General features: G+C 74.1%; 20 protein-coding genes and 2 pseudogenes. 13 read left to right on the top strand and 9 right to left on the bottom strand.

The genetic code is table 11. The features are described 5' to 3' along the window. From FHS22_RS24795 to FHS22_RS24805, 3 genes and pseudogenes are all read left to right on the top strand, one after another. Positions 1-202 (top strand): annotated as a pseudogene (locus FHS22_RS24795) (ISAs1 family transposase); the annotation flags it as partial. A 91-nt stretch (positions 203-293) separates the two neighbouring features. Further along, positions 294-941, top strand: coding sequence for a leucine efflux protein LeuE (gene leuE, locus FHS22_RS24800; protein WP_184945368.1), 648 nt, complete (start codon positions 294-296; stop codon positions 939-941). Positions 942-1,207: 266 nt separating this feature from the next. Continuing rightward, positions 1,208-1,846 carry a VC0807 family protein gene (locus FHS22_RS24805; protein WP_184945370.1) on the top strand — a complete coding sequence of 213 codons (639 nt, stop codon included), beginning with the start codon at positions 1,208-1,210 and terminating at the stop codon, positions 1,844-1,846. Between the two features lie 12 nt (positions 1,847-1,858). On the opposite strand, the gene FHS22_RS24810 is transcribed toward FHS22_RS24805, so the two are convergent. The 3 genes from FHS22_RS24810 to FHS22_RS24820 all read right to left on the bottom strand — a co-directional run bounded on the left by FHS22_RS24810 (position 1,859) and on the right by FHS22_RS24820 (position 4,809). Beyond that, the gene (locus tag FHS22_RS24810) at positions 1,859-2,812 is read right to left on the bottom strand and encodes a hypothetical protein (RefSeq protein ID WP_184945372.1); all 954 of its coding nucleotides are present in this window, start codon (positions 2,810-2,812) and stop codon (positions 1,859-1,861) included. A gap of 138 nt (positions 2,813-2,950) precedes the next feature. Next, positions 2,951-3,631 (bottom strand): response regulator, encoded by a 681-nt coding sequence (locus tag FHS22_RS24815; protein WP_184945374.1) that lies wholly within the window; start codon positions 3,629-3,631, stop codon positions 2,951-2,953. Next, a complete protein-coding gene (locus FHS22_RS24820; RefSeq protein ID WP_184945376.1) occupies positions 3,628-4,809 on the bottom strand; it encodes a sensor histidine kinase in 1,182 nt (393 codons plus the stop codon). The genes FHS22_RS24815 and FHS22_RS24820 overlap by 4 nt, the downstream gene beginning before the upstream one ends. Before the next feature lie 322 nt (positions 4,810-5,131). Between FHS22_RS24820 and FHS22_RS24825 the strand changes: the two genes are divergently transcribed. The 4 genes from FHS22_RS24825 to FHS22_RS38340 all read left to right on the top strand — a co-directional run bounded on the left by FHS22_RS24825 (position 5,132) and on the right by FHS22_RS38340 (position 9,037). Continuing rightward, a complete protein-coding gene (locus tag FHS22_RS24825; protein WP_184945377.1) occupies positions 5,132-5,761 on the top strand; it encodes a DedA family protein in 630 nt (209 codons plus the stop codon). A 328-nt stretch (positions 5,762-6,089) separates the two neighbouring features. Then, a complete protein-coding gene (locus FHS22_RS24830; RefSeq protein WP_184945379.1) occupies positions 6,090-6,920 on the top strand; it encodes a DMT family transporter in 831 nt (276 codons plus the stop codon). 108 nt (positions 6,921-7,028) lie between these two features. Continuing rightward, positions 7,029-8,246: a glycosyltransferase gene (locus FHS22_RS24835; RefSeq protein WP_184945381.1), complete on the top strand. Its 1,218-nt coding sequence runs from the start codon at positions 7,029-7,031 to the stop codon at positions 8,244-8,246. Beyond that, positions 8,243-9,037 carry a DUF998 domain-containing protein gene (locus FHS22_RS38340; protein ID WP_260408256.1) on the top strand — a complete coding sequence of 265 codons (795 nt, stop codon included), beginning with the start codon at positions 8,243-8,245 and terminating at the stop codon, positions 9,035-9,037. Before FHS22_RS24835 ends, FHS22_RS38340 begins: the two co-directional genes overlap by 4 nt. 1,092 nt (positions 9,038-10,129) lie before the next feature. Here FHS22_RS38340 and FHS22_RS38345 read toward each other — a convergent pair. Then, a pseudogene (locus tag FHS22_RS38345) lies at positions 10,130-11,920 on the bottom strand (AfsR/SARP family transcriptional regulator); the annotation flags it as partial. 207 nt (positions 11,921-12,127) lie between these two features. Here FHS22_RS38345 and FHS22_RS24845 point away from each other — a divergent pair. Beyond that, on the top strand, positions 12,128-13,060 hold the full coding sequence (locus FHS22_RS24845; RefSeq protein WP_184945385.1) for an acyl-ACP desaturase: 933 nt from the start codon (positions 12,128-12,130) through the stop codon (positions 13,058-13,060). Between the two features lie 3 nt (positions 13,061-13,063). Here the strand turns inward: FHS22_RS24845 and FHS22_RS24850 are convergent, their stop codons facing one another. Together FHS22_RS24850 and FHS22_RS24855 are read right to left on the bottom strand one after the other, a co-directional pair. Further along, the gene (locus FHS22_RS24850) at positions 13,064-14,284 is read right to left on the bottom strand and encodes an MFS transporter (RefSeq protein ID WP_184945387.1); all 1,221 of its coding nucleotides are present in this window, start codon (positions 14,282-14,284) and stop codon (positions 13,064-13,066) included. Positions 14,285-14,511: 227 nt separating this feature from the next. Continuing rightward, positions 14,512-14,961: a hypothetical protein gene (locus FHS22_RS24855; protein WP_184945389.1), complete on the bottom strand. Its 450-nt coding sequence runs from the start codon at positions 14,959-14,961 to the stop codon at positions 14,512-14,514. Positions 14,962-15,024: 63 nt separating this feature from the next. Between FHS22_RS24855 and FHS22_RS24860 the strand changes: the two genes are divergently transcribed. From FHS22_RS24860 to FHS22_RS39015, 3 genes are all read left to right on the top strand, one after another. Then, entirely contained in the window at positions 15,025-16,068 is a 1,044-nt protein-coding gene (locus FHS22_RS24860; protein WP_184945390.1) for a helix-turn-helix transcriptional regulator, read from the top strand. A gap of 108 nt (positions 16,069-16,176) precedes the next feature. Then, on the top strand, positions 16,177-16,500 hold the full coding sequence (locus tag FHS22_RS24865; RefSeq protein ID WP_184945392.1) for a GNAT family N-acetyltransferase: 324 nt from the start codon (positions 16,177-16,179) through the stop codon (positions 16,498-16,500). A 124-nt stretch (positions 16,501-16,624) separates the two neighbouring features. After that, complete coding sequence (locus tag FHS22_RS39015) at positions 16,625-16,996, top strand: ClpX C4-type zinc finger protein (RefSeq protein ID WP_184945394.1); 372 nt, start codon at positions 16,625-16,627, stop codon at positions 16,994-16,996. A 141-nt stretch (positions 16,997-17,137) separates the two neighbouring features. Here the strand turns inward: FHS22_RS39015 and FHS22_RS24875 are convergent, their stop codons facing one another. The 3 genes from FHS22_RS24875 to FHS22_RS24885 form a co-directional block, all read right to left on the bottom strand. Then, positions 17,138-18,322, bottom strand: a complete 1,185-nt coding sequence (locus tag FHS22_RS24875; RefSeq protein ID WP_338047928.1) for an ATP-binding protein — start codon at positions 18,320-18,322, stop codon at positions 17,138-17,140. Between the two features lie 379 nt (positions 18,323-18,701). Next, the gene (locus FHS22_RS24880) at positions 18,702-19,937 is read right to left on the bottom strand and encodes an NAD(P)/FAD-dependent oxidoreductase (RefSeq protein WP_184945398.1); all 1,236 of its coding nucleotides are present in this window, start codon (positions 19,935-19,937) and stop codon (positions 18,702-18,704) included. A 40-nt stretch (positions 19,938-19,977) separates the two neighbouring features. Beyond that, positions 19,978-20,412 carry a hypothetical protein gene (locus FHS22_RS24885; protein WP_184945400.1) on the bottom strand — a complete coding sequence of 145 codons (435 nt, stop codon included), beginning with the start codon at positions 20,410-20,412 and terminating at the stop codon, positions 19,978-19,980. 95 nt (positions 20,413-20,507) lie between these two features. Between FHS22_RS24885 and FHS22_RS24890 the strand changes: the two genes are divergently transcribed. Together FHS22_RS24890 and FHS22_RS24895 are read left to right on the top strand one after the other, a co-directional pair. Further along, complete coding sequence (locus FHS22_RS24890) at positions 20,508-21,302, top strand: helix-turn-helix transcriptional regulator (protein ID WP_184945402.1); 795 nt, start codon at positions 20,508-20,510, stop codon at positions 21,300-21,302. A gap of 121 nt (positions 21,303-21,423) precedes the next feature. Next, on the top strand, positions 21,424-24,132 hold the full coding sequence (locus tag FHS22_RS24895; RefSeq protein WP_184945404.1) for a PEP/pyruvate-binding domain-containing protein: 2,709 nt from the start codon (positions 21,424-21,426) through the stop codon (positions 24,130-24,132). Positions 24,133-24,285 lie beyond the last annotated feature (153 nt).

The following is a 24,285-nucleotide window of genomic DNA, read 5'->3' on the forward strand; positions in this document are numbered from 1 at the left end:
GGAAAACCGTCTCCACTGGGTCCGCGATGTGACCTTTCGAGAGGATGCCTCCCAGCTCAGAACCGGGACCGCGCCGCGAGCTCTCGCGTCCTTCCACAATCTGGCGATCAACACCTTCCGCCTGGCTGGACGTGCGAACATCGCCCACGCCCGCCGTGACCTCCTCGATCACGACACGGCCTTCGCCATCTACAACCTCTGATCAACCATCAGCAGGCCGGACAAAACCCTTCAACGCCGGGGCCGTGGGAGTACCGTGGCACAGAATTCCTCTTTGCCCCCTGGAGCACCATATGTTCTTCGGCGTCACCGACATCTGGACCTATGTGGCCGGTGCGTTCTTCATCATCCTGCTGCCCGGCCCCAACTCCCTGTACGTCCTGACCACCGCCGCCCAGCGCGGGGTCCGGCAGGGGTACCTCGGGGCGGCCGGGGTGTTCGTCGGCGACACGGTCCTGATGGTCCTCGCGGCGGCCGGGGCCGCCGCGGTGCTGAAGACCAACGTGGTGCTGTTCACGGTCGTGAAGTACGCTGGCGCCGCCTACCTGGCCTGGATGGGCCTGCAGATGCTGCGCGGCGCCTGGCGCTCGTGGCGGTCCCCGGAGACGGCCGCCGCGGCCGAAGCCGTGGAGCCGGCCGTGAACCCGTTCCGCAGGGCGCTCATCGTCAGCCTGCTCAACCCGAAGGCGATCCTGTTCCTCATCACCTTCTTCGTGCAGTTCGTGGACCCCGGCTACGCCGCGCCCGCCCTGTCGTTCCTCATCCTGGGCACGATCCTGCAGGTCTTCAGCATGCTCTACCTGAGCACGCTGATCTTCGGCGGCACCTACCTGGCGGCGAACTTCCGGCGGCGGCGCAGGATGGCGGCCGGGCTCACCGCGGGCGCGGGCGCGCTCTTCGTCGGCTTCGGCGCGAAACTGGCCACCGCCACCGCCGGCTGACCCGGCCGGGCGACCCGTCCCGCCGCCGGGAGACCGGGCCTGATCGGGGAAGGTCCCGGCGGCGCCTCCGCTCGACGCGGCTCACGGCGCCGGATCGGCGGAGCGGGGGGCGGCGGCCGTACCGGCCGGGTAGCGTGAGTGGCCGCGCACACCGGAGTAACCGTTCCGCAAGTGTGTCTCAAGGCCCCGGCATGCCTGGTCATCTATTGCTGGGGTAGGCGCGAACTCCCAAGCGCCGGTCGTGTCCTCCGCCCCGTGGAGCAGCAGTGAGCCCTACGCCCTTCGCCCTTCCCCGCCTGACCGTGCTCGCCCGCCAGGCGGTGCCGCGGCTCCTGGAAGCAGTCGTGGCGCCGCTCGCCGTCTTCTACACCGCCTTCGTCCTCCTCGGCGAGAACGGCGCGATGGTCGCGGCGGCCGCCTGGGTGTACGCCGGGATCGGCTGGCGGCTGCTGCGGCGGTCCCGCGTGCCCGCGACGATGCTCCTCGCCGCCCTGGCGATCACCCTCCGCGCGCTGGTCGGCCTCTGGTCCGGGAGCACGACGGTCTTCTTCCTCCAGCCCGAACTGGGCACCATCTGCATCAGCATGGTCTTCCTCGCCTCGGTGCGGCTGCGCCGCCCGCTGGTGCAGAAGCTGACCCTCGACTACGTGCACCTGCCCTCGGCGGTGCTGAAGAACGAGCGGGTCCGCCGGTTCTTCGCCCGGATCACCCTGCTGTGGGCCTTCGTGCTGCTGGCCAACTCCACGGTGAGCATCTGGCTCCTGCTCCACAACTCGGTCGGCACCTACCTGCTGGTCCGCACCTCGGCCGTCGCCGCGATCACCGGTGCCGCCGGAGTCTTCTCCGTCTGGGCCTTCCGCCGCGTCCTGCGCCGCCTGCACCACGAGCCAGCCCCCGCCGCCTGAGCCCCCGGCGGGTCAGCGGGCCCGCCCGGCGAGGGCGAAGATCCCGGTCAGGCCCACGATCGTGCCGGTGAGCAGGGTGAACAGCATGACGAGGCCGGTGATGCCCTGGTCGCCGCCGGGGTTGAGCGGGTTCGGCACCAGGGTGATGATCATTCCGTAGAGCGACCAGCCGAACATCGCACCCGAGCCGACCCACGCGAGCGTCACCGGCACCCAGAGCGGCCGCTGCGAACGCCCTCGGGCGATCACCAGCAGGCCCGCCGCCGCCGCGACGGCCAGTGCCGCGTTGATCCCGCTGCTGAGGTGGAAGGCGAAGGTGCGGCGGGCGATCGTCTCGGCGGGCAGGCCGTACGTCGCGCCGAGGAGCCAGGCGAGGTTGACCACCGCCAGGACGCCCGCCACGACCACGGTCCCCCGGGCGACGAAGAGCTGCAGCTCCCGCGTCGCGTCCGCCGCGCCGTCCGAGGTCCGCGAGGTGAACACCCAGGGCCAGCGGCGGCGCGCGTGGTACTGGAAGCCGATCATGAGCCCGATGCCCTGGCAGCAGAACCCGGTGTAGACCACGAGGTAGACCCAGCCGGCCACCGGCCCGCCCGGCTGGACGAGCGGGGTCCCGCTGAACACCCCGACCAGGCTGCTCAGCGGGACCTGGACGAGGATCGTGGACAGCAGGCCGATCCCGACCCAGATGGGCAGCAGGATCAGCCCCGCCGGGATCCGCCGCCCCCAGGGGCGGACGAAGGCGAGCGCGATGAGCAGCGCGACGGCGTCCATGCCGAAGGTGAGCAGGTTGAGGCCGAAGAAGGCGCCGTCGGCCAGGACGCCGGGATCGTCGATCCCGAGGGAGCCGCCGGTCAGCCAGACGATCTTGAGAGCGAGGTAGGGGAGCATGCCCGCCACGGCCACCGCGCTCGCCGTCAGGCGCAGGGCCGCGGTCCGGGGGTCGTCGATCAGCTGAGTGGTCATGCCCCGACCCTCCCGCCCCCGGCCCGCCCGCTCCTCCCGCTCGGAAGGGAACCGCCTCCCCCGCACGGGGGAAACACGCCCGCGGCCGGGCCGGAAGGTCTCCGGCCTGCACGCCCCGGGCGACGTAGCGGCGCCTGCTCACGGTCGCCGGGTCCGCTCGCCGGCGGCCGCGTCGAGGAGGCCGGCCTCGTAGGCGAGGATGGCGGCCTGGACGCGGTTGCGGGCGTCCAGGCGGGTGAGGATCGCGCTCACGTGGGCCTTGACGGTGCCCTCGACCAGGCTGAGCCTGCGGGCGATCTGGGCGTTGGAGAGCCCGGCCCCGACCAGGACCAGGACGTCGCGCTCGCGGGGGGTGAGGGCGGAGACCTGGTCGCGGGCGGCCGCCGCGCGGGTCATCCGGCCGCCGGTCAGCTCCGTGATGACCCGGTGGGCGACCCGCGGGGAGAGGTAGGCGGCGCCCTCGGCGACGGCGCGGATCCCGGCCAGCAGCTCGCGCGGGTCGCCGGACTTGAGCAGGAACCCGCTCGCGCCCTCCCCCAGCGCGCGGGCGATGTACTCGTCCTCGCCGAACGTGGTCAGCATCAGCACCCCGGTCTCCGGTGCGGTCCTGCGCAGCTCGGCGACCGCCGCCAGGCCGTCCAGCCGGGGCATGCGGATGTCGAGCAGGACGACGTCGGGGCGGTGCGCGAGCATCAGGTCGACCGCCTCCCGCCCGTCGCCCGCCTCGGCGACCACCTCGATCCCCGGGTCGGCGGCCAGGATGGCCCGGACCCCCGCCCGGATCATGGTCTCGTCGTCGGCCAGCAATACCCGGATCATGTCGCTCCGTTCTCTCGAAGGTCGCGGGGAAAGCTCGCCACGACCCGGAAGCCGCCCGCGCGGGGAGCCGCCTCCAACGTGCCGCCCGCCAGCCGTACCCGCTCGCGCAGCCCCATCAGCCCCAGCCCGCCCCCGCCGGACCGGGGAGGCGGGACGGCCGCGGGCGGGTTGCTCACGGTCACCGTGATCCCGCCGGGCCCGTCGAGCGCCTCGACCGTCACCGGGGCGCCCGGGGCGTGCTTGGCCGCGTTGGTCAGCGCCTCCTGGACGACCCGGCCCGCCGTGCGGTCCCGCAGCTCCCCGGCACCGCGCAGCTCCACCCGCAGGCCCGAGTCCCTCGCCCGGTCCACGATCTCGGCCAGGCTCCCCTCGATCGGGTCCAGCGGGGCCGGCTCCCCCTCGCGCAGGACCCCGATGACCCGGCGGAGGCGCTCGGTGGTGTCGGCGGCGGCGGCCCGCAGTTCCCCGGCGGCGCGGCGGTGCCGCTCGTCCAGGTCGGGGGCCATCTCCAGGGCGGCGGCCCGCAGCGCGATGAGGGCGAGGTCGTGGCCGATGGAGTCGTGCATGTCCTGGGCGATCCGGTTGCGCTCGCGGAGCCCGGCCTGGGCGGCGACGAGCTCCTGCTCACGGGCGTGCGCCTCCGCGCGCTGCCGTACCACCAGCCCGGCCGACCAGGGCAGGACGGCCCAGAGCAGCACCCCGGACAGGACCGAGGACCAGAACGCCGCCGCGGGGACCGGTGCGGGGCCGAGGGAGACCGCCGCGGTCACGGCGGCGACGGCTCCCGCGGCAACGGCGTAGGCCGACGCGGCGGTCCGCACGCGGGCCGTCCGGCGGCCGACACGGTAGCCGAGGACGACGGCCGCGAGGGTGAACCCGTTCAGCGGGCCGAGCTTCACCGGCTCCGCCACCCACCAGAGCTCGGTCGTGGCCCAGCCCTCCTCGACGTTGAACGACCCCGCCGCCAGGACCGCCAGCGCGACGGCGAGCGGGGCCCGGCGGCGGGCGAGCACCGCCACCGCCAGGAAGACCGCCCCGGCCAGGACCGCCGAGGCCCGCGCCCAGCCGCCGACCGGCCCCGGCCACGCGGGAAGGGGCGGCGCGAGCAGCAGAGGGACGCACAGGACCGCCCAGAGCAGCAGCCCCCGCCCGGCCCCGCGGACCGTCTTCCCCCTCATCGCCCTCCTTCCCCCGCCCGTCACTCCGTGACGCTACAGGCGTCCCGCGGCCGGTTCCTCCGCCTTGGGGAGCATGCCCGCCCCCGACGAAAGTCGGGGGCGGGCGGGGCCGTTCGTGCGATGCCGGCGAACCTGCACAATTCATACGGTCAATCCACATGCAAGTCGGCTGACATGTACCGCTCGTACGGTCCACATGGCGGATCCCTGAGGGATCTCAGGGGCGCGCCCCGCAGCCATCGGGGTCCCTCCCCGATGCCCTGAGATCGCCGGGCCGTCAGCGTGCTGTAGGAAGTCCCCCGAAACCCCATGGAGCTCGGCAATGACGCAGGCAATCCTCGACGCGGTCCAGCAGGCGATGTCCTCGCCCTGGATCTATCTGGCGCTGTTCGCGCTGGCGATGCTCGACGGGTTCTTCCCGATCGTGCCCGCCGAGACGTCCGTGATCACCGCGGGCGTGTTCGCCGCCTCCACCGGCGCGCCCGACATCGCGCTGGTGATCGTGGTGGCGGCGCTGGGCGCGTTCGCCGGCGACCACATCTCCTACGCCATCGGCCGCACCACCAACGGCAGGCTTCGCAACGGCAGGCGGACGGGCAAGGCGTTCGCCTGGGCCGAGCAGGCGCTGGCCGAGCGGGGCGGGCTCGTGCTCGTGGTCGCCCGCTACATCCCCGGCGGCCGTACGGCCTGCACGCTGACGATGGGGGCGGTCGCCTACCCGCGCCGCTCGTTCGCCTTCTTCGACGGGATCGCGGCCGTCTCCTGGGCCGTCTACTCGGGCCTGATCGGCTACGTGGGCGGCGCCGCCTTCGAGCACGACCCGATCAAGGGCCTGCTGCTCGGGCTCGGCATCGCGGTGACGATCACGGTGATCGTCGAGGTCGTCCGGTACGTGCGCCGTCCCCGGACCGCCCCCCTGGAGGCCGAGCAGCCCGCCTACGCCGCCGACTGACCGCTCCCCGGCCGGTCCCGACCGGTCTCTCTCCTCCCGACCGGCGAGCGCCTGATTCCCTCGCCGGACGAGCGACCGGCCGCCCCCCGGCCACCGGGCGACGCCCGGCCGCTCCCCTCTCCGGCGGGCCGGGCGGGCGTCCGGCCCGCCCGCTCCCCCCGACGCAGATCTCAGGGATCTCCCACCGAAGTCAGGGAGATCCCCTATGGCTCCGGGCTCCCCCGTCGCGGGACGCTGCCACTAGTTCACCGGAAGACCCCGTCCGGACGCCTCCGTGAGGTGTCGCGGTCATCTCGCCATGTCTTGATCTGTCGGGAGAGGAGTGCGTATGACCGTGCTGGCGGCCGTACTGGCGTTGCTGGGATCGTTGTTCTTCGCACTCGGCGCCGCGCTGCAGCAGTTCGAGGCGGCGGGGACGGCCGGGCCCGGCCTGCGGCGGCTGCTGCGGCGGCCCCGCTGGCTGCTGGGCGGCCTCGCGATCGGCGCGGGCACCGCCCTGCACGTCGTCGCGCTTGCGTACGGCCCGCTCACCGTGGTGCAGCCGATGGGCGTGGCCAGCCTGCTGTTCGCCCTGCCCTGCGCCGCCGCCCTGCACCGCCGCAGGGTCCGGCCGGGCGAACTCGGCGCCGCGGCCGTGATCGCCGTCGGGCTCGTCGGCCTGGTGCTGGTCGTGCCCGAGCACTCGGGCACGCCGTACCTCGGCACGGGTGAGGCGGTGGCCCTGCTCGCGGGGGCGACCGCCGCCGCGCTCGTCCTGTGGGTCCTCGCCCGGCGGGCCGCCCCGACCGGGCGGGCCGTGCTGCTCGCGACCGCGGCGGGCGTGCTGTACGGCGCGACCGCCACCCTCGCCCGCGTCCTGGCCGACGGCAACCGGGAGCTCTGGTTCCTGGCCGCGGCTCCGGTTCCCGCCCTCATCGCGCTGGCCCTGCTGCAGCGCGCCTACGCCGTCGGCCATTTCGGCGTGGCCTTCGCCGCGCTCCAGGTGGCCGACCCCCTGACCGCCGTCGCCTTCGGCGCCCTCCTGCTCGGCGAGCCGCTGCCCACCGGGGCGGCGAGCACGCTCACCGCCCTGGCCGCGGCGGCGCTCACCGTCGCCGGGACCGTGGCCCTGGCCCGCACCACCCCGATGTCGCCCGCGCCCGGAGCGGCGGCCCCGTGAATCCCGCCCTCCGCGCAGTGCCCGCCTGACCGCCTGACTGCCTGACTGCCCGACCTTCTGCCCGACAGCCTGACGAACCCCGGCAGCCCGATGAACGGAGCCCCCTCCATGGCCGTCACCGCCACCCCCTCACCCGTCGCCCTCGCCCCCGAACCGCTCGCCACCCGGCCCAGCCGGGTGCTCATCGGGACCGACACCTACCCGCCGGACGTGAACGGCGCCGCCTACTTCACCCACCGGCTGGCCCGCGGCCTGGCCGAGCGGGGCAACGAGGTCCACGTGGTCTGCGCCTCGGACACCGGCCCGGCCAGGACCGAACGGGTCGAGGGGGTGACCGTGCACCGGCTGCGCTCGGCCCCGCTGCTCGTCCACCCGACCATGCGGGTCTCGCTGCCGGCCAGGCTCGACCGGCTGATCGGCGCGCTCGCCCCGGACGTGGTCCACGTGCAGGGCCACTTCGTGGTCGGCCGCGCGGCGATCGCGGCCGCCCGGCGCGGGGGCGTCCCGGTGGTCGCGACCAACCACTTCATGCCCGACAACCTCTTCCAGTTCGCGCACGTCCCCGGGCGGTTCCGCGACCAGGCGGGCGCACTCGCCTGGCGCGACTTCAACCGCGTCTTCTCCCGCGCGGACCGGGTGACCACGCCGACCCGGATCGCGGCCGGGCTGCTCACCGAGAAGGGGTTCGCCCCGCCCGTGGAACCGGTCTCGTGCGGCATCGACCTGTCCCGCTTCCAGCCCTCCGCGGAGCCCAGGAGCTGGGCGCGCAAGGCCTTCGAGCTGCCGGACCGGGAGACCGTGCTGTTCGTCGGGCGGCTGGACGAGGAGAAGCGGCTGGACGAGCTCGTCCGCGCCCTGCCGTACCTCCTCAACGGCAGCGACGTCCAGCTCGCCCTGGTCGGCACCGGCGGGCAGCGGGCCGTGCTGGAGCGGCTGGCACGGCGCATCGGGGTCGGCGACCACGTGTCCTTCCTGGGCTTCGTCCCCGACGAGGAACTCCCCCTGGCCTACGCCGCCGCGGACGTCTTCGCCATGCCGGGCGTGGCCGAACTGCAGAGCATCGCCACGCTGGAGGCGATGGCCAGCGGACTGCCGGTGGTCGCCGCCGACGCGATGGCCCTGCCCCACCTGGTCCGGCCCGGCGAGAACGGCCACCTGTTCCGGCCCGGCGACGTCCAGGAACTGGCCCGGCACCTGACCTCCCTGCTCACCTCGCCCGGCCTGTGCGCCGCGATGGGCGCGGCCAGCCGGGCGATCGCGCTGAGCCACGACCACCAGGCCTCCCTGGCCCGGTTCGAGGAGATCTACCGGGAGGTGGCCCGATGAGCGGTCCCGAGGGGGCGGCCCCGCAGAGGGGTCCGGAGCCGATCTGGCGGGCGCTCGGCATGGGCGGGGCGGCGCTGGCCCTGGTCGCGATGGCCTGGGCGCACCTCGCCGGGGGCGGCGCGGTGGACCCGATGACCGGGCTGATCAGCGACTACGCCCTGCTGGACGGCACCGCCTGGGCTCTGGTCGGCGGCACGCTCGCGCTGGCCGCGGGCTGCCTGTGGACCGCGTACGGCCTGGCCGGGACGGACCCGGCGGGCAGCGCGGCGGCCCGGGTGCTGCTGGTGGCGGCGGCGCTGGGCCTGCTGCTGACCGCGTCGTTCCCCACCGACGCCGCGCCCGGGGTCGTTTCGATCACCGGGGAGATCCACCGCTGGTCGGCGGCCGTGGTGTTCACCGCGCTGCCGTGCGCGGGCCGGCTGCTCGGCCGCCGCTCCGGCGACACCCTGCTCTCGGCGGTGAGCGCGCTCTCGGTGCTTCTGCTGGCGGCGTTCCTAGCGGCCCACCCCGGCTCGCTGACCGCGGACCTGATCGACGGTCCGGCCTACTACGGCCTGGTCGAGCGCCTGCTGATGCTCGCCGAGATCGTGCTGGTCTTCCTGGCCGCCCGCGGTGTGGGCGGCCAGCGCGGCCGGGGCGTGGGCGTCCAGCACCGCCAGGGCATGGTCGGCGGCCTCCTCCAGCGACCGGCCCGCGCCGGTGAGCTCGGCCCTCGCGTGCCGGCCACCGCCCATCCGGGAGCGGACGGCCGCCAGCGCCCGCGTGAGCCGCTCGGCCTCGGCTCCGTATGAATCGCCCGGTGACGCCCGCCTCAACGTCGCGGCGAGCGTCACCGCGGCCTCGTCCATGCCGGTCCGGGCGAACAGCACGACGAGGTTGCGCAGCGCGGTCGCGATCAGCGTGCGGTTGCCGACCCGGCGCCAGTGCGCAATCGCCTCGTGGAACAGCTCCAGGGCGGGTCCCGCCGGGCCGTGCCGCCCGCGCAGCGCGACGGTCGAGGTGAGCACCAGGCCCGCGACGAACCGGTTGCCCACCTCCTCGCACAGCGCCCGCGCGACCGCCAGCGCCGCCTCGGCGGCCTCCGGGTCGAGATCGGTCAGGACCTCGCCCTCGGCGAAGCGGGCGAAGGCGATGACCGTCGGGTTGCGCGACTCCGCGGCCAGCGCGACCGCCCGGCGGGCGGCCTCCAGCGCGGCGTCCGCGTCACCGGAGTAGCAGTGGGCGAGCGCCTGGCAGGCCGCGGCCATGGCCCGGACGGTCTGGCCGCCGGACTCCTGCGCGGCGCCGAGCTCCTCCATGGCGCGGTAGGCGTCCAGCGCGGTGCCGAGGTCGCCGCTGACCAGCGCCACGTCCCCGAGGGCCGCCACCGCCGTCACCACGTCCCCCCGCCGCACCGGCGGCGCCGCTCCCGTGCCGCCGCTCCCCGGCCCGCCGAGAAGAGTCGTGCGGGCCCTCTCCCCGAGTCCGCCGGCGGCCAGCGCGACGCCCTGCCGGGCGAGCCCGGCCGCCTCGGCCAGCCGGCCGTCGCCCCAGGCGGCGAAGGCCGCGGCGCCGTACACCACGGCGAGCCTCGGATGCTCCGCGGCCGCCGCGGTCGCCGCGGCCACCGTGGCCTCCCCCCAGGCCGTGACGTCGCCGCGCCCGGCCCAGTAGCCGTACCGCGCGAGCGCGGCGGCGATCCGGATCGTCAGGTCGTGATCGCCGGCCTCGCGCGCCCAGTTCCAGGCCAGGCGCATGTCGGCGAGCCAGGTCTCCACGGTCTGCGTCCACCGGACCTCGTCCGGGCCCCACAGTCTCTTCTCGGCCTCCTCCGCCAGTTCGGCCATCACCGTGGCGTGCCGGTGCCGCAGCCGCCGGAGCTCTCCCGCGTCCAGGCGGCGCAGGGCGTAGGCGCGCAGGGTCTCCAGCATCCGGTAGCGGCCGACCCCCGTGTGGCCGGGCCGGGTCAGCATCGACCGGTCGGCGAGCCTGGCGACCAGGTCGGCGGTGTACGGCCCGGCCACGGCCTCGGCGGTGGCCAGGTCGAACGGGCCAGCGAAGGCCGCGAGCCGGAGGAAGGTCCGCTGCTCCTCGGCGGAGAGCATGTCGTAGGACCAGTCGATCACGGTCTCCAGCGCGCCGTGGCGGCCCACCGGGCGGGTACGGCGCAGCAGCGCGAAGCGCCCGTCCAGCCGGTCGGCGAGGTCGTCCACGGTGAGCGAGCCGATCCTGGCCGCCGCCAGTTCCACGGCCAGCGGCAGCCCGTCCAGCGCCCGGCAGATCTCGGCTATCCGCTCCTCCTGGCCCGGCTCGTCGGCGAACCCGGGGATCGGCACCCGGGCGCGGAACAGCTCGGCCGCGTGGCCGGCCTCCAGCGGAGGGACGTCCAGGACGTGCTCTCCCGCCGCCCCGAGCCGTTCGCGGCTGGTGGCCAGGACCGCCGCCCCCGGCATGCGGTCGAGCAGTTCGGGAACCGCGGGAAGCAGGTGCTCGCAGTTGTCCAGGACGAGCAGCCCGCGCGTCGTGGCGGCCCACTCGCCGAGCGCGTCCGCGACCGCCACCCCCGGCTCCGCCTCCAGTCCGGCCGCGGCGGCCACCGTGTGGGCGAGCGCGCCCGCGTCCCCGAGCGGGGCGAGGTCGACCCAGAAGACCTCCTCGCCGTGGTCGTGCGCGATTCGCCGGGCGAGCCTGGTCTTGCCGACACCGCCGGGGCCGGTGAGCGTGACGATCCGGCCGGCGGCCAGCGTCCGCCGGATCGCGGTGAGCTCGCCCTCCCGTCCGATGAGGGAGTCCGGGCGGCGTTCGCACGGCGGGGAGGCGGGAAGGCGGGATCCCGGGCCACCGTGCGGGACGCGCGATCCCGAAGCACCGTGCGGGACGCGCGATCCCGAAGCACCGTGCGGGACGCGCGATCCCGAAGCACCGTGCGGGACGCGCGATCCCTGGCCACCGTGCGGGGTGTCGGGGCGCAGGTCGCGGGAGTCGGGGCGGAGCTCGCCGCGGAGGACGCGCCGGTGCAGGTCGCGCAGGTCGGATGAGGGGTCGAGGCCCAGTTCGTCGCGGAGCGCGTCGCGGTGCCGGGTGTAGGCGGCCAGAGCGTCGGGGACCCGTCCGGCGCGGGTGAGGGCGGTGACCAGGAGGGCGACGGCGCGCTCGCGCCACGGGTGGGCGAGCGCCAGCGCGTCCAGGTCCGCCACGGCCGCGCCGGGCTCGCCGAGGGCGAGCAGGGCGGCGGCGCGGTCCTCGCGGGCGGTCAGCCGCAGCTCCTCCAGGCGGGCGGCCTCGGCCCGGGCGAAGTCGAACCCGGCCAGCGCGGGGCCCCGCCACAGGCCCAGCGCCTCGTCCAGCAGGCCGAGCCGGGCCAGCGGGTCGGCGGTCCGCCCGGCCCGGCCCGCCAGCGCGGTGAAGCGCTCGGCGTCCACGCCGTCCGCCGGGACGTCGAGCATGTAGCCGGGCGAACGGGTCAGCACGAGCCCTTCCCGGCCGAGGAACCGGCGCAGCCGCGTCACGCAGGTCTGCAGTGTGTTGCGGGCGTCGCGGGGCAGCCGGTCGCCGAACATCTCGTCCACGAGCTGGTCGACGGGGACCACCAGGCCCCGGCGGAGCAGCAGGCCGGTCAGCAGGGCCCGCTGCCGGTCCCCGGTCACCTCGACGGACTCGCCGTCCCGCCGGACCTCCAGCGGGCCAAGGATCATGAATTCCACGCCCCCACCCTCCCGGCCGGGGTGCGCGGCGACCACGCACTAATACGGGTTCGGCGGATCGTCCTTCCCTGCGGGCGCCACCACAAGTGGGAACACCACAAACCTCGCGGCAATAAATAGGACCAATCACACTTACGAGGCCCGGATTAACCTACGTTAACGTAGGTTACGGTTCCGTAGTCCGCGAGGGAGAGCACCATGCGAGAGTTCAGCCAGACCGAGCTGCTGCACGAGCTTGAGCCCGTTGTGGCGGGCGAGCTGGACCGGCATCTCAAGGTGGCCAAGGAGTGGTTCCCGCACGAGTACATCCCGTGGTCCGAAGGCCGCGACTACGACGGCCTGTTCGGCGGCGAGCCGTGGGCGGAGACCGACTCGGCCATCCCCGAGGAGGCGCGGATCTCCCTCATCGTCAACCTGCTGACCGAGGACAACCTGCCCAGCTACCACCACGAGATCGCCACCACCTTCGGCCGCGACGCGGCGTGGGGCACGTGGGTGCACCGCTGGACGGCCGAGGAGGGCCGGCACGGCACCGCCATCCGCGACTACCTGACGGTCACCCGGGCCGTCGACCCGGTCGCCCTGGAGCGGGCGCGGATGACCCACATGGGTGAGGGTTTCACCAACTCCTACGACGGCGTGCTGCACTCCCTCGCCTACGTCTCGTTCCAGGAGCTGGCCACCCGCATCTCGCACCGGAACACCGGCAAGGCCTCCGGGGACCCGAACTGCGAGCGGCTGCTCGCCAAGATCGCGGCCGACGAGAACCTGCACATGCTCTTCTACCGCAACCTGCTCAACGCGGCCTTCCAGCTCACCCCGAGCCAGACCATGCGCGCCGTCACCGACGTGGTGACCACCTTCCAGATGCCCGGCACCGGCATCGAGGGCTTCACCCGCAAGGCCCTGGTGATCGCCAACGCCGGCATCTACGACCTGCGCCTGCACCTCGACGACGTGCTCATGCCGGTGCTGCGCCAGTGGGCCGTGTTCGACATGGAGGACCTCGACGCCGACGGCGAGAAGGCCCGTGAGGAGCTCGCCGCGTTCCTCGCCCGCACCGAGGCCACCGCCTCCCGCTTCGTCGAGCGCCGCGAGGCCCGCCGCGCCGCCCAGGCGGCTCGCGCCTGACCGTCAGACGGCGGCGGAGGCCGGCTCGCGGTCCGGGGAGCGGTCGGCCGCGGGCCGCAGGCCGGACAGGAAGAAGAACACCAGCAGGGCGGCGAGGCCGGTGGTGACCGGCGGGACGATGAAGGCGAGCGCGGGGCCGGAACGGTCCACGAGCTGGCCGGCGACCGCGGCGCCGGTGGCGATGCCCAGGCCCGTCGCGCCGTTGAGCCAGGTGAACGTCTCGGTCCTGACCTCGGCCGGGACCAGCCGCTCGACCAGGGTGTAGCCGGTGATCACGGCCGGGGCGATCACGAACCCGGCCAGGGCGGCGGCGCCGTACAGCAGGGGGACGGAGCCGGCGAAGGCCAGCGCGACCGTCGAGGCGGAGAGCAGGGCGACGGCGGCCAGCAGCCGGACCGCGATCTCCGCCCGCCAGCGGACGACGCCGTAGACGAGGCCACCGGCGAGGCTGGCGCCGGAGAACGTCGCGTAGATCGGCCCCGCCGCGCCGGCCTGGCCGAGGGCGGCGGTGGTGGAGGTGATGCCGACCTGGAGGCTGCCGAACACGGTGCCGATCGCGACGAAGGCGGCCGCGAGCACGGCCACCCCGCGCAGCCGGAGCACGCCGTGCTGGGCGCGGACCCGGACCGGCATCGGCTCGGGGGCGCCCGCGCGGACCGCGGCGAACGCCAGTGTGCCCGCCACGACCATGACCAGCGCCGCCGAGAGCGCCCAGACCGGCGAGAACCCGGTCGAGACGGCCACCAGCAGCACCGGGGCGAGAGTGAAGGTCAGCTCGTCGGTGATCGACTCCAGGGCGAAGGCCGTGCCCAGCCGCCCCGAGCGGCCGAGCAGGTGCGCCCAGCGGGCCCGGACCATGGATCCGACCTGCGGCATCGAGCCTCCGGCCAGCGCCGAGACGGCCACCAGCACCACGGCCGGGGCCTGCGCGGCGGCCAGCGCCAGCAGGGCGCCCAGCGCGGCGGCGTGCACGGCGACCTGCGGGAGCAGCACCTTCGCCTGGCCGTACCGGTCGGCCAGGCGCCCGGTCTGCGGGCCGACCAGCGCCTGCGTCACCGCGGCGGCGGCCGAGGCGATGCCCGCCGCGCCGTACGAGCCGGTGGACCAGTGCACGAGCAGCAGGACGCCGAGCTGGAGCATCGCGTACGGCAGGCGGGCGAGGAAGGCGGGGGCGAGGAAACGCCACGCGCCGGGGGAGCCGAGCACGGCGAGGTACGACTTCAACGGGTCTCCGTCCGAGTCCAGACGGAGCGCTGCCCGGTCCGGGAGCGCACCGTCGTGGTGGGCTTCGACCGGGGTAGATACCGCTTATAGCGGCCGCCTTGCGGTCATTGCGTGCGTCCGTTCAGAACGCACCAACAAGTCATCTTATGCCACGAATCGGACTCAACTTCACTCCCGCCCCACCCGGAACCCCGCGCCCTGCGGAGGCCCGGGCCCGTCCGCGCGCCCTACGCACGGGTGAACTCCATGATCCAGTTGGTCTCCCAGGTCTTCTCCCCGTCGGCGGAGAACGCCTGCTCCCAGCGGGCCGAGTTCTCCGTGATCTCCGACCAGACGAACCGCGCCCGGATCGGCGCGCCCTCGTGGGCGTCGTCGCCGTAGAACTCGCCCCGCCCGTCGGTGAAGCGGCCCACGACCGGCGGGAACAGGGTGCCGGTGACGCTGCTCCCCCAGTAGAGGGACCACTCCTCGCGCTCGACGTCGAACAATCGCAGCGTCAGGCCGGAGGAGCCCCTGGTCGGGAAGGTGATCTCCTCGATGTTGGCGGCGCCGCCGAACATGGGGCGGACGACGGCGGTGCTCGGGAACTCCTCCCACTCGTCGGAGCCCGACAGCGGCTTGACGAGCTTGCGGTTGGCGATGTTCCAGGAACCGATCAGGAAGTCGAAGTCGCTCATGATCGAAGGCTAAGCCCGGGTCACTGACATCTCCTGGCAGTGATTTTCCGGATAATTCATGTCATGCGCGCGAGCCGGCTGATCTCCCTCCTGATGCTGCTCCAGACCCGCGGGCGGATGACCGCCCAGCAGCTCGCCCGCGAGCTGGAGGTCTCGGTCCGCACCGTCTACCGCGACGTGGAGGCCCTGCACTCCGCCGGGATCCCGCTGTACGGCGACGCGGGCCCCTCGGGCGGCTACCGGCTGCTCGACGGCTACCGCACCCGGCTCACCGGGCTGACCCCCGAGGAGGCCGAGTCGCTGTTCCTGGCCGGGATGCCGGGACCCGCGGCGGAGCTCGGCCTCGGCTCGGTGGTGACGGCGGCCCGGCTCAAGCTCATGGCCGCGCTCCCGGCGGAGCTGCGGGACCGGGCCGGGCGGATCCGCGAGCGCTTCCACCTCGACGCCCCGAACTGGTACCACGACGCCGACGAGACCCCGTACCTGGCGGCCGTCGCCGACGCGGTGTGGAACCAGCGCCGCGCCGAGGTCCGCTACCGCCGGTGGAAGGCGCCCCAGGAGGTGGTGCGCGTGCTGGAGCCGTACGGGCTGGTGCTCAAGGCGGGCCGCTGGTACCTCGTCGCCCGCGCGGACGAGGGCGACGGGGGCAGGGCCGCGGGCGGCGGGGACGACGGCGGGCGCGGAGGCGTGCGCACCTACCGGGTCTCGCAGATCCTCGGCCTGCGGGTGCTGGCGGAGACCTTCGACCGCCCCGCCGGGTTCGACCTGGCCGCCCACTGGCGCGCCGCCCTGGAGGAGTTCGAGGCCCGGCTCGTCCAGGGCGAGGCCGTCGTCCGGCTCTCCCCCGCGGGCATGGAGCGCCTGCCCGACATGGCCCGCCCGGCCATGCTCCGCGCCGCCGAGGCCACCGCCGAACCCGACGGGCGACCCGGCTGGACGCGGATCACCGTCCCCACCGAGTCGCCCTCGCACACCCTGAGCGAGTTCCTGCGGTTCGGCACGGACCTGGAGGTCCTCTCCCCCGCCGGCCTGCGCGACCTCGTCTCGGAGACCGCCCGCTCCCTGGCCGCACTGTACGGCGAAGCACCCTCGGCCGCGGATCCGTGACGACCGCCCCGCTCCGCCGCGGCCCGCGCGGACCGGGAAATCCGTTGATCATCCTGCCGGGGGGGCCATATCGTGCGGACTCCCGCACCCCGAGGAAGGAACGACCGTATGGGCTCGATCGACGTGCGTCGCCTCACGCCCGAGGACTGGCGGACCTTCCGGGACATCCGGCTCGCCGCGCTCGCCGACGCGCCGGAGGCGTTCAGCTCCTCCCTCGCCAGGGAGCAGGCCTACGACGACGCCCGCTGGCAGGCCATGATGGCGCCCGAGCGGGGCCACCCCCGGGTGGAGCTGTGGGTCGTCGACGGCAACGACCGCGCGACGGGCCTCTACCGCCGGCTCGGCTTCGAGTTCACCGGCGAGGAGGAGCCCTGCGCCGACGACCCTCGCCTGCGCGATCGGCGCATGGCCCGTGCTCTGCCCGTCGTCTGATCCCCTCCGGTTCCCGCAGGCGCACGAAGCGTCTGGGGATACCCGTTGTCAGGGTATGCCTGACGCCATAGAGTCATGTCACGGCGTCAGGCATACCCTGACAAGGTCGATCGAGGAGGACTCCATGGCGGCTTCGGCCCCTGCCGGGCAGCAGGTGCACTGCTCTTTCTGTGCGAAGACGGACGCGGAGGTGAACAAGCTGATCGCCGGCCCCGGTGTGCACATCTGCGACGGATGCGTGCAGCTCTGCAACGACATCCTCGGCCAGGAGGCCGCGTCCCCGGCGGCCCCCGCGATCCCCTGGCCGGACACCATGACCGACGAGCAGATGCTCGACCACCTGCCTCGCGTCGCGGCGGTGAGCGCCCAGGTCGACGCCGACCTGCAGACCTGGGTCGGCCGACTGCGCGCCCGCGGCGTCACCTGGGCCCGGATCGGCGCGGCCCTCGGCATGACCCGGCAGTCCGCCTGGGAGAGGTTCTCCGGGGAGGAGTAGGCCGCGAGCCCCGGAGCCCGGCTGGGGCGGCCCGCCTCAGGCGGGAAAAGCGAGCACGACGGCGGTGACGGGCAAACGAGACCTCATGCAATCCGTACTCCGTGGAATCACGGCGGGTTCCGTACGCACACCATCGTGATTTCACCGGGGCAGCCGCCAGAGCGCGCTGACCGGCAGCGCCTTCAGCCTGGGACCGAAGCTCAAGGCTTGGTCACCCGTGTAGAGGACGACCCCGGCGGCGAACGCGTCACCCGCCTGGCGTTCGAGCAGGCGGAGGCCGCGGAAGTCCTCGCTCCTGACAGTGGCGCTCGCCTTGACCTCGACGCCGGCGATGCGCCCGTCTGCCTTCTCCAGCACCGCGTCGACCTCCACCTGGTCCTTGGTCCGGTAGTGGAAGAGCCGGATGTCGTCTTCGGCCCAGGTGAGCTGCCGCGACAGCTCCATCAGGACGAAGCCCTCCAGAAGCGGCCCGAAGAGGTCCCCACCCGTCGCCAGCCTGTTCTCGTCCAAGCCGAGAAGGTACGACGCGATCCCCGAGTCGACACACGCGACCTTCGGAGTCGCGACCACCCTGGTGGCCAGGTTGCTCGACCACGCGGGAACCCGCTTGATCAGGAAAACCTCCTCACAGAGATCCAGGTACCGCTGCACCGTTCTGGCCGAGACGCTCAGGTCCGAGGCCAGGTTCGCCGCGATCAGCAGCTGCCCTGTCCGGGCCGCCACCAACTGGAGCAGACGACGCAGGTCGGCGGGCTTCGAAATGTCAGAGAGATCCCGGATGTCCCGATCGATCAGCGTGCTCACATACGACGCGAGAAAACGCCGTCTGCGCCGGGGATCGGATCGTGCGACGGCTTCGGGAAACCCGCCCCGCGCAATGCGCAGGGACAGTGACCGCCTGCTGTCTCCGGGCAGCACCGGGAGCGGAGCGTCCGCCAGATGGAAAACGGCCTCGGCGAAGCCATCGACTCCATCCTCGATCTCCCCCTGGGAGAACGGCCAGAGCTCGATCGTCTCCATCCGCCCGGGCAGTGCGTCGGGGAGAGACTTCAGTCCGAGCACTCTCGCCGACCCGGTGAGCAGGTACCTGCCGGGGCGGGGATCGATGTCCACCTGATACTTGATCGGGAGAAGAAGCTCGGGAGCGTACTGGATCTCATCGATGACCAACAGTCCTGGATGCTCCACGAACGTGTTCGGGTCTTCCCGCGCGGCCTCAAGAATCTGCGGGCGATCCAGGCTTTTGGTGAGCGGGTTCTCCTGAGTGCCTGCAACGAGGGCCGTCAGGGTGCTCTTCCCAGATTGACGTGCACCATTGATCAGCACGACACGTGTATCGGAGAGAGCCTCGAGAACTCGCCCATGGGCTCTACGCTGAACCACCCTTCCGAGTGGTGTGACCGGCTCAGACATCCTCCCATCATGCCACTTCGTGTCCGATTGGACGCACCTTCCATGTCCGATCAGCCGCATGATCCGTGTCCGATTGGACGCACCTTCCATGTCCGATCAGCCGAACCGTCGGATTCCTGGTCTCTGCCCGATGCGCGAGACCACGATGATCAGTGCCGCAGCCGCTGGGCGACGACCTGGGAGAGATTCTCCGCGCGGAGCAAGCCGCCGGCCAGAGCTCACGGTCTCGATCCGGGGAGTCAGGCCCTTCTGGGCCGGGCGTGGCTCCCCGGATCACGGAGCCGGGTTCCGTTCAGCTCTTCGCGAGGTCGCCCAGGGGGATCGAGGAGTCGGCGAGGCGGTCGCGGCCGACGGGGGCGGCCGTGCGGATCAGGTCCTGGACCGGGGCGATGCCCTCGTCCCACCGGTTGACGTGCATGCCCGCCACGACCCGGTCCCCGGCCAGCCAGAAGGCGTGGAAGTCGCGGGCCTGCAGGTCGCCGCGGACGACCACCTCGTCGTACCCGCCCGGCGCGAACCAGCCGGTGAACTCCATTCCGACCTCGTACTGGTCGGTGTAGAAGTACGGCGGGCGGTCGTAGACGACCTGGAGGCCGAGCATGGACCTGGCCGCGGCCGGTCCGCCGTTGAGGGCGTTGGCCCAGTGCTCGACGCGGATGCGGGCGCCGTACAGCGGGTTGAGGGCGCGGGCCACGTCTCCGGCGGCGTAGACGTGCGGGTCGTCGGTGCGCAGGGCCGCGTCGACGAGGACGCCGTTCTCCACGGCCAGGCCCGCCTGCTCGGCGAGCCCGGTGTTCGGCCGCGCGCCGACGCCCACGACCACCGCGTCGGCGGGGATCTCGGTGCCGTCGTCCAGTGCGACCGCCCGGACCCGCCCGTCGCCGGAGAAGCCGGTCACGCCCCGGCCCAGCCGCAGGTCGACGCCGTGCTCCCGGTGGACGCCGGCGAAGAAGGCGCCCATCTCCGGACCGAGGGAGGCCTCCAGCGGCACCGGCCGCGGCTCGACGACGGTCACCTCGCAGCCGTACTCCCGCGCGGCGGCGGCCGTCTCCAGCCCGATCCATCCGGCTCCCACGACGACCACCCTGCCGCCGGCCCGGATCGCCTCCCGCAGCCGTTCGGAGTCGCCGACGGTGCGCAGACAGTGCACGCCGTCGAGGTCGGCGCCGGGCACGTCGAGGCGGCGCGGGGACGCGCCGGTGGCGAGCAGCAGCCGGTCGTAGCCGAGCCGCCGCCCGCCGTCCAGCTCGACCCGGCGGGCGCCCCGGTCCAGGGCCGTCACCCGGGTGCCGAGGACCGGCTCCACCTCGTGCTCGCCGTACCAGCCCTCGTCATGGACGTAGATCTTGTCCCGCTCCTCCTTGCCGAGCAGGTAGCCCTTGGAGAGCGGCGGCCGCTCGTAGGGCCGCTCGGCCTCGGCGCCGACCAGCGTGATCCCGCCGGTGAAGCCCTCCTCCCGCAGGGTCTGCGCGGCCTTCGCCCCGGCGAGGCCCGCTCCGACGATGACGAAGGTCTGCTCGGTGGCCATGGGAGTCCCCTCCATGCTCGGGTGGTGGTACGGCTCAGTATCAGGCGTCCGGGCGCCGGGCGGGGGCGTATCGGGCCGACAGCAGGGCCAGTGCGACCGCGGCGGCGAGGAGGCCGAGGTCCCGCAGGGCGACGTCGTAGAGACCGGGGCCGGTCACCAGGTTGACGATGATCCCGGTGAGCCAGCCCGCGACCAGCCAGCCGCCGAAGCGCGGCATCACCGCGACCGCGATCCCGGCGACGATCTCGATGACGCCGACGCCGTACATCGCCTGCTGGGCGGTGCCGGGGACGACGCCGTCGATCCAGGAGGCGAGGTAGACCGGCCAGTCGGCGAGCAGGCCGGTGAACTTGTCGAGGCCGAACGCGATCGGCGCCGCGGTGAAGACCGTGCGCAGCAGCAGGAAAGCCTGGCGGGCGGGGTCGGACGAATCTGTCCGGCCGGACGAACGGACGGCCGAGATGCCGGAGGCCATGGCACTTCTCCTTCTAAAAACAGGTTTCGCTTCAGTTAGAACGCTAGACCTCCCCTCTGATTTCGTCAACGGGAATTGGTTATAGACTGATCTGTATGGAAGAGCCCGGAGAGCGGCCGGAGGACCGGCACGGCAGGCACCGGACCGCGCAGATCGCCGCCGTCGCCGCGCTCGACGAGCCGACCCGCCGTCAGGTCTACGACCACGTCGCCGGACTGCCGGAGCCGGCCAGCCGCGACGAGGTCGCCGCATCCCTGGGCCTGCCCCGCACGACCGCCGCCTTCCATCTCGAACGCCTCGCCGGACAGGGCCTGCTCTCCGTGGTCTTCGAGCGGCGCACCGGCCGCAACGGCCCCGGCGCCGGACGCCCGGCCAAGCTGTACCGCCGCTCGCCCTGCGACGTCGCCGTCTCCCTGCCGGAGCGCCACTACGACCTGGCCGGACTGCTCCTGGCCGACGCCCTCACCGAGGCCGAGCACTCGGGGGGCTCACCGCGGGCCGCGCTGGAACGGCGCGCCCACCGGCTCGGCCGGGAGATCGCACAGGCCGCCCGCCCGGCCGCGGGCGGCGGGCGCGCCACCGGTCCAGGGGCCGAGGAGCCCCGGGGCACGGAGCGCGGGGACGCCGCAGGCGCCGGTGGCCGGGACAGCAGGGCCGCCGTACTGGAAACGCTGGAGGCCCACGGCTACGAGCCCTGCCCGGAAGGCGGCGACGTCGTCCTGCGCAACTGCCCCTTCCACCTGCTCGCGCAGGCGCACACCGAGCTCGTCTGCGGGATGAACCTCCGCCTGCTCGACGGGGTCCTGGAGGGCCTGGCCCCCACCGGGATGACCGCGCGCCTGGCCCCCGCCCCGGGCCTGTGCTGCGTACGGCTCCGGCCCGCCCCCTGACCGGGCCGCGCGGCTCGCCACCCCTCCACCGCGGCGGGGGCGGAACCCGGAAGGAGCGTATTTCATCACTTGTTGATTTAATGTCCGCCCGGACCTATCGTGGGGTTCAGGGAGGCACACCATGGACGCTCCACTGATCCTGAAGTTCGGCGAGATCACGGCGGACGCCCTGCCGCTCGTCGGAGGCAAGGCCGCCAACCTCGGCGTGCTCACGGCCGCCGGATTCCCCGTCCCCCCCGGGGTCTGCCTCACCACCGAGGCCTACCGCCGGGTCACCGAGCGCTCCGGGTCGCTGGAGGCGGTGTTCGACTCCCTGGACGTCACCCCCGCCGACGACACCGGAGCCCTCCGGGAGCTGGCCGCGACCGCCCGCAGGACCGTGCTCGCCGCACCGGTCCCGGACGACGTCGCCGAGGCCGTGCGGAACAGCGCGCACGGCCCGGTCGCGGTCCGCTCCTCGGCCACCGCGGAGGACCTGCCGCACGCCAGCTTCGCCGGGCAGCAGGACACCTACCTCCACGTCGTCGGCCCCGACGCCGTGCTGGACGCGGTCCGGCGCTGCTGGGCCTCGCTCTGGACCGACCGGGCGGTGGCCTACCGGGCCGCCAACGGCATCGGCCACCGCTCCGTGCGGCTGGCCGTGGTGATCCAGGAGATGGTCGAGGCCGAGGTCGCCGGGGTGATGTTCACCGCGAACCCGGTCACCGGGCGGCGGCGCGAGGCGGTGATCGACGCCGCCCCCGGGCTCGGCGAGGCCGTCGTCTCCGGCGCCGTCAACCCCGACCACTTCACGGTGGACATCGCGACCGGGCGGATCACCGGCCGGCGGCCGGGCGACAAGCGGCTGGCCGTACGGCCCCTGCCGGGCGGCGGGGTGGAGCACGTGGAGACCGGGGCGGACGGCGGGGCGGAGCACGCCTGCCTCACCGACGACCAGGTCAGGGCCCTGGCCGAGCTGGGCGGGCGGGTCGAGGACCACTACGGGGCGCCGCAGGACACCGAGTGGGCCGTCGACGGCGGAGGGACCCTCTGGCTCACGCAGTCGCGGCCGATCACCACCCTCTTCCCGATCCCCCGCCACTCCCCCGCCGGACCCGCCCCCGCCGGCACGCGGATCTACTTCTCCATCAGCGTCGCCCAGGGGGTCTTCCAGCCCTTCACCCCCATGGGCCAGCAGACCTTCCGGCTGCTCTCGGCGGCCGCGGGCGGGGTGCTCGGCTTCCCGGTGGCCGACCGGCTGGAGGGGGCGCCCGTCTTCTGCACGGCGGCCGGGCGGCTGTTCATCGACGTCACCGGGGTCATGCGGAGCCGGGCCGGGCGGGCGGTCGTCCCCCGGCTGCTGGACATGATGGAGGCCCGGTCGGCCGTGGTCCTGCGCGAGCTGATCCGCGACCCCGGGTTCGGCGTGACCCAGCCCTCCGTCCGCCCCGCCCTGCGCCGGGTCCTGCGGGTCGCGGCCCGCTACCGGGTGCCCGCGCGCCTCGCCCGGGCCCTGCTGAGCCCGGCCGCCGCGCACCGGAGCGCGGCACGGGTGGAGGCGGCGCTGCGCGCCCGGCTCGACTTCCCGCAGGACGTCACCGCGCTGGAGCGGCTCGACCGCGTCGAGCGCACGCTGGGCGACGAGGCGTTCCCGATCATCCCGGCGATCCTGCCGAGCGCGGTGGCCGGGCTCGCCATGTTCGGCCTGGCCCACCGCCTGCTGGGCGGCCGGGCCCGGCCCGGCGAGCTCTACACGGTCCTGCGCGGCCTGCCGCACAACGTGACCACCGAGATGGACCTGGCCCTGTGGCGCCTGGCCACCCGGATCCGCGAGGACGGGCAGGCCGCGTCCCTGCTGCTGACCGCCCCCGCCGCCGAGCTCGCCGCCCGCTTCCACGCGGGCTCGCTGCCCGCCGTCGTGGACGGGGGACTGCGGGAGTTCCTGGGGCTGTACGGCGTGCGCGCGGTCGCCGAGATCGACCTGGGGGTGCCCCGCTGGGCGGAGGACCCGGCGCACGTCATCGGGGTGCTCGCCAACTACCTGCGGCTGGACGACCCGGCCCTGGCCCCGGACGCGGCGTTCGCCAGGGGGGCCGCCGAGGCGGCCCGCATGATCGAGACGCTGGCGGCCCGCGCGGGCGGCCTGCGCGGCCGGACGGTCCGCTTCGCGCTCCGCCGGGTCCGCGCCCTGGCGGGCCTGCGCGAACTGCCCAAGTTCCTCATCGTGACGACGTTCGCCGCGATGCGGTCGGAGCTGCGGGCCGTCGGCGCGGAGCTGGCGGGCAGAGGCGTCCTCGACGCCCCCGACGACGTCTTCTTCCTCACGCTGAAGGAGGTCCGCGCCGCGCTCACCGCGGATCCCGGCCCGGACCGGCCCGCACCGCGCGCGCTCGTCGCCGGGCGGCGGGAGGAGGCCGCCCGCGAGCGGCGCCGCAGGCACATCCCGCGCGTCATCCTGTCGGACGGCACCGAACCCGAGGCGGTCACCGCCCCCGGCGCGGCGGCGGACGGCGCGCTGACCGGCACCCCGGCCTCGGCGGGGACGGTGACCGGCCGCGCCCGGGTGGTGCTCGACCCGGCCGGGGCGCACCTCGAACCCGGCGAGATCCTGGTCTGCCCGTCCACCGACCCCGGCTGGACCCCGCTCTTCCTGACCGCGGGCGGCCTGGTGATGGAGATGGGCGGGGCCAACTCGCACGGCGCGGTGGTCGCCCGCGAGTACGGCATCCCGGCGGTCGTCGGCGTCGCCCGCGCGACCGAGCGCGTCGCCACCGGCCAGGCGATCACCGTGGACGGCGCCTCCGGCACGGTCTCCCCGGCCTCGCCCCTCCCCGAGCCGGTGGACGGGTAGCCCGCGGCTCCCGGCGGGCGGCCGGGCGACCTCCGTACCGCCCGCCGGGAGCCGGAGGATACGGCCGGGAGGATATGGAGAGCCAAAGGATCACTTAAGGCGCTGTTAAGTCCGGCTCTGCCAGCATTTCCGGCCGTACGGGTTTCCCATCCG

It is taken from the genome of Thiemannella venezuelensis (genome assembly GCF_014203605.1).
GTDB lineage: Bacteria > Actinomycetota > Actinomycetes > Streptosporangiales > Streptosporangiaceae > Planomonospora_A > Planomonospora_A venezuelensis.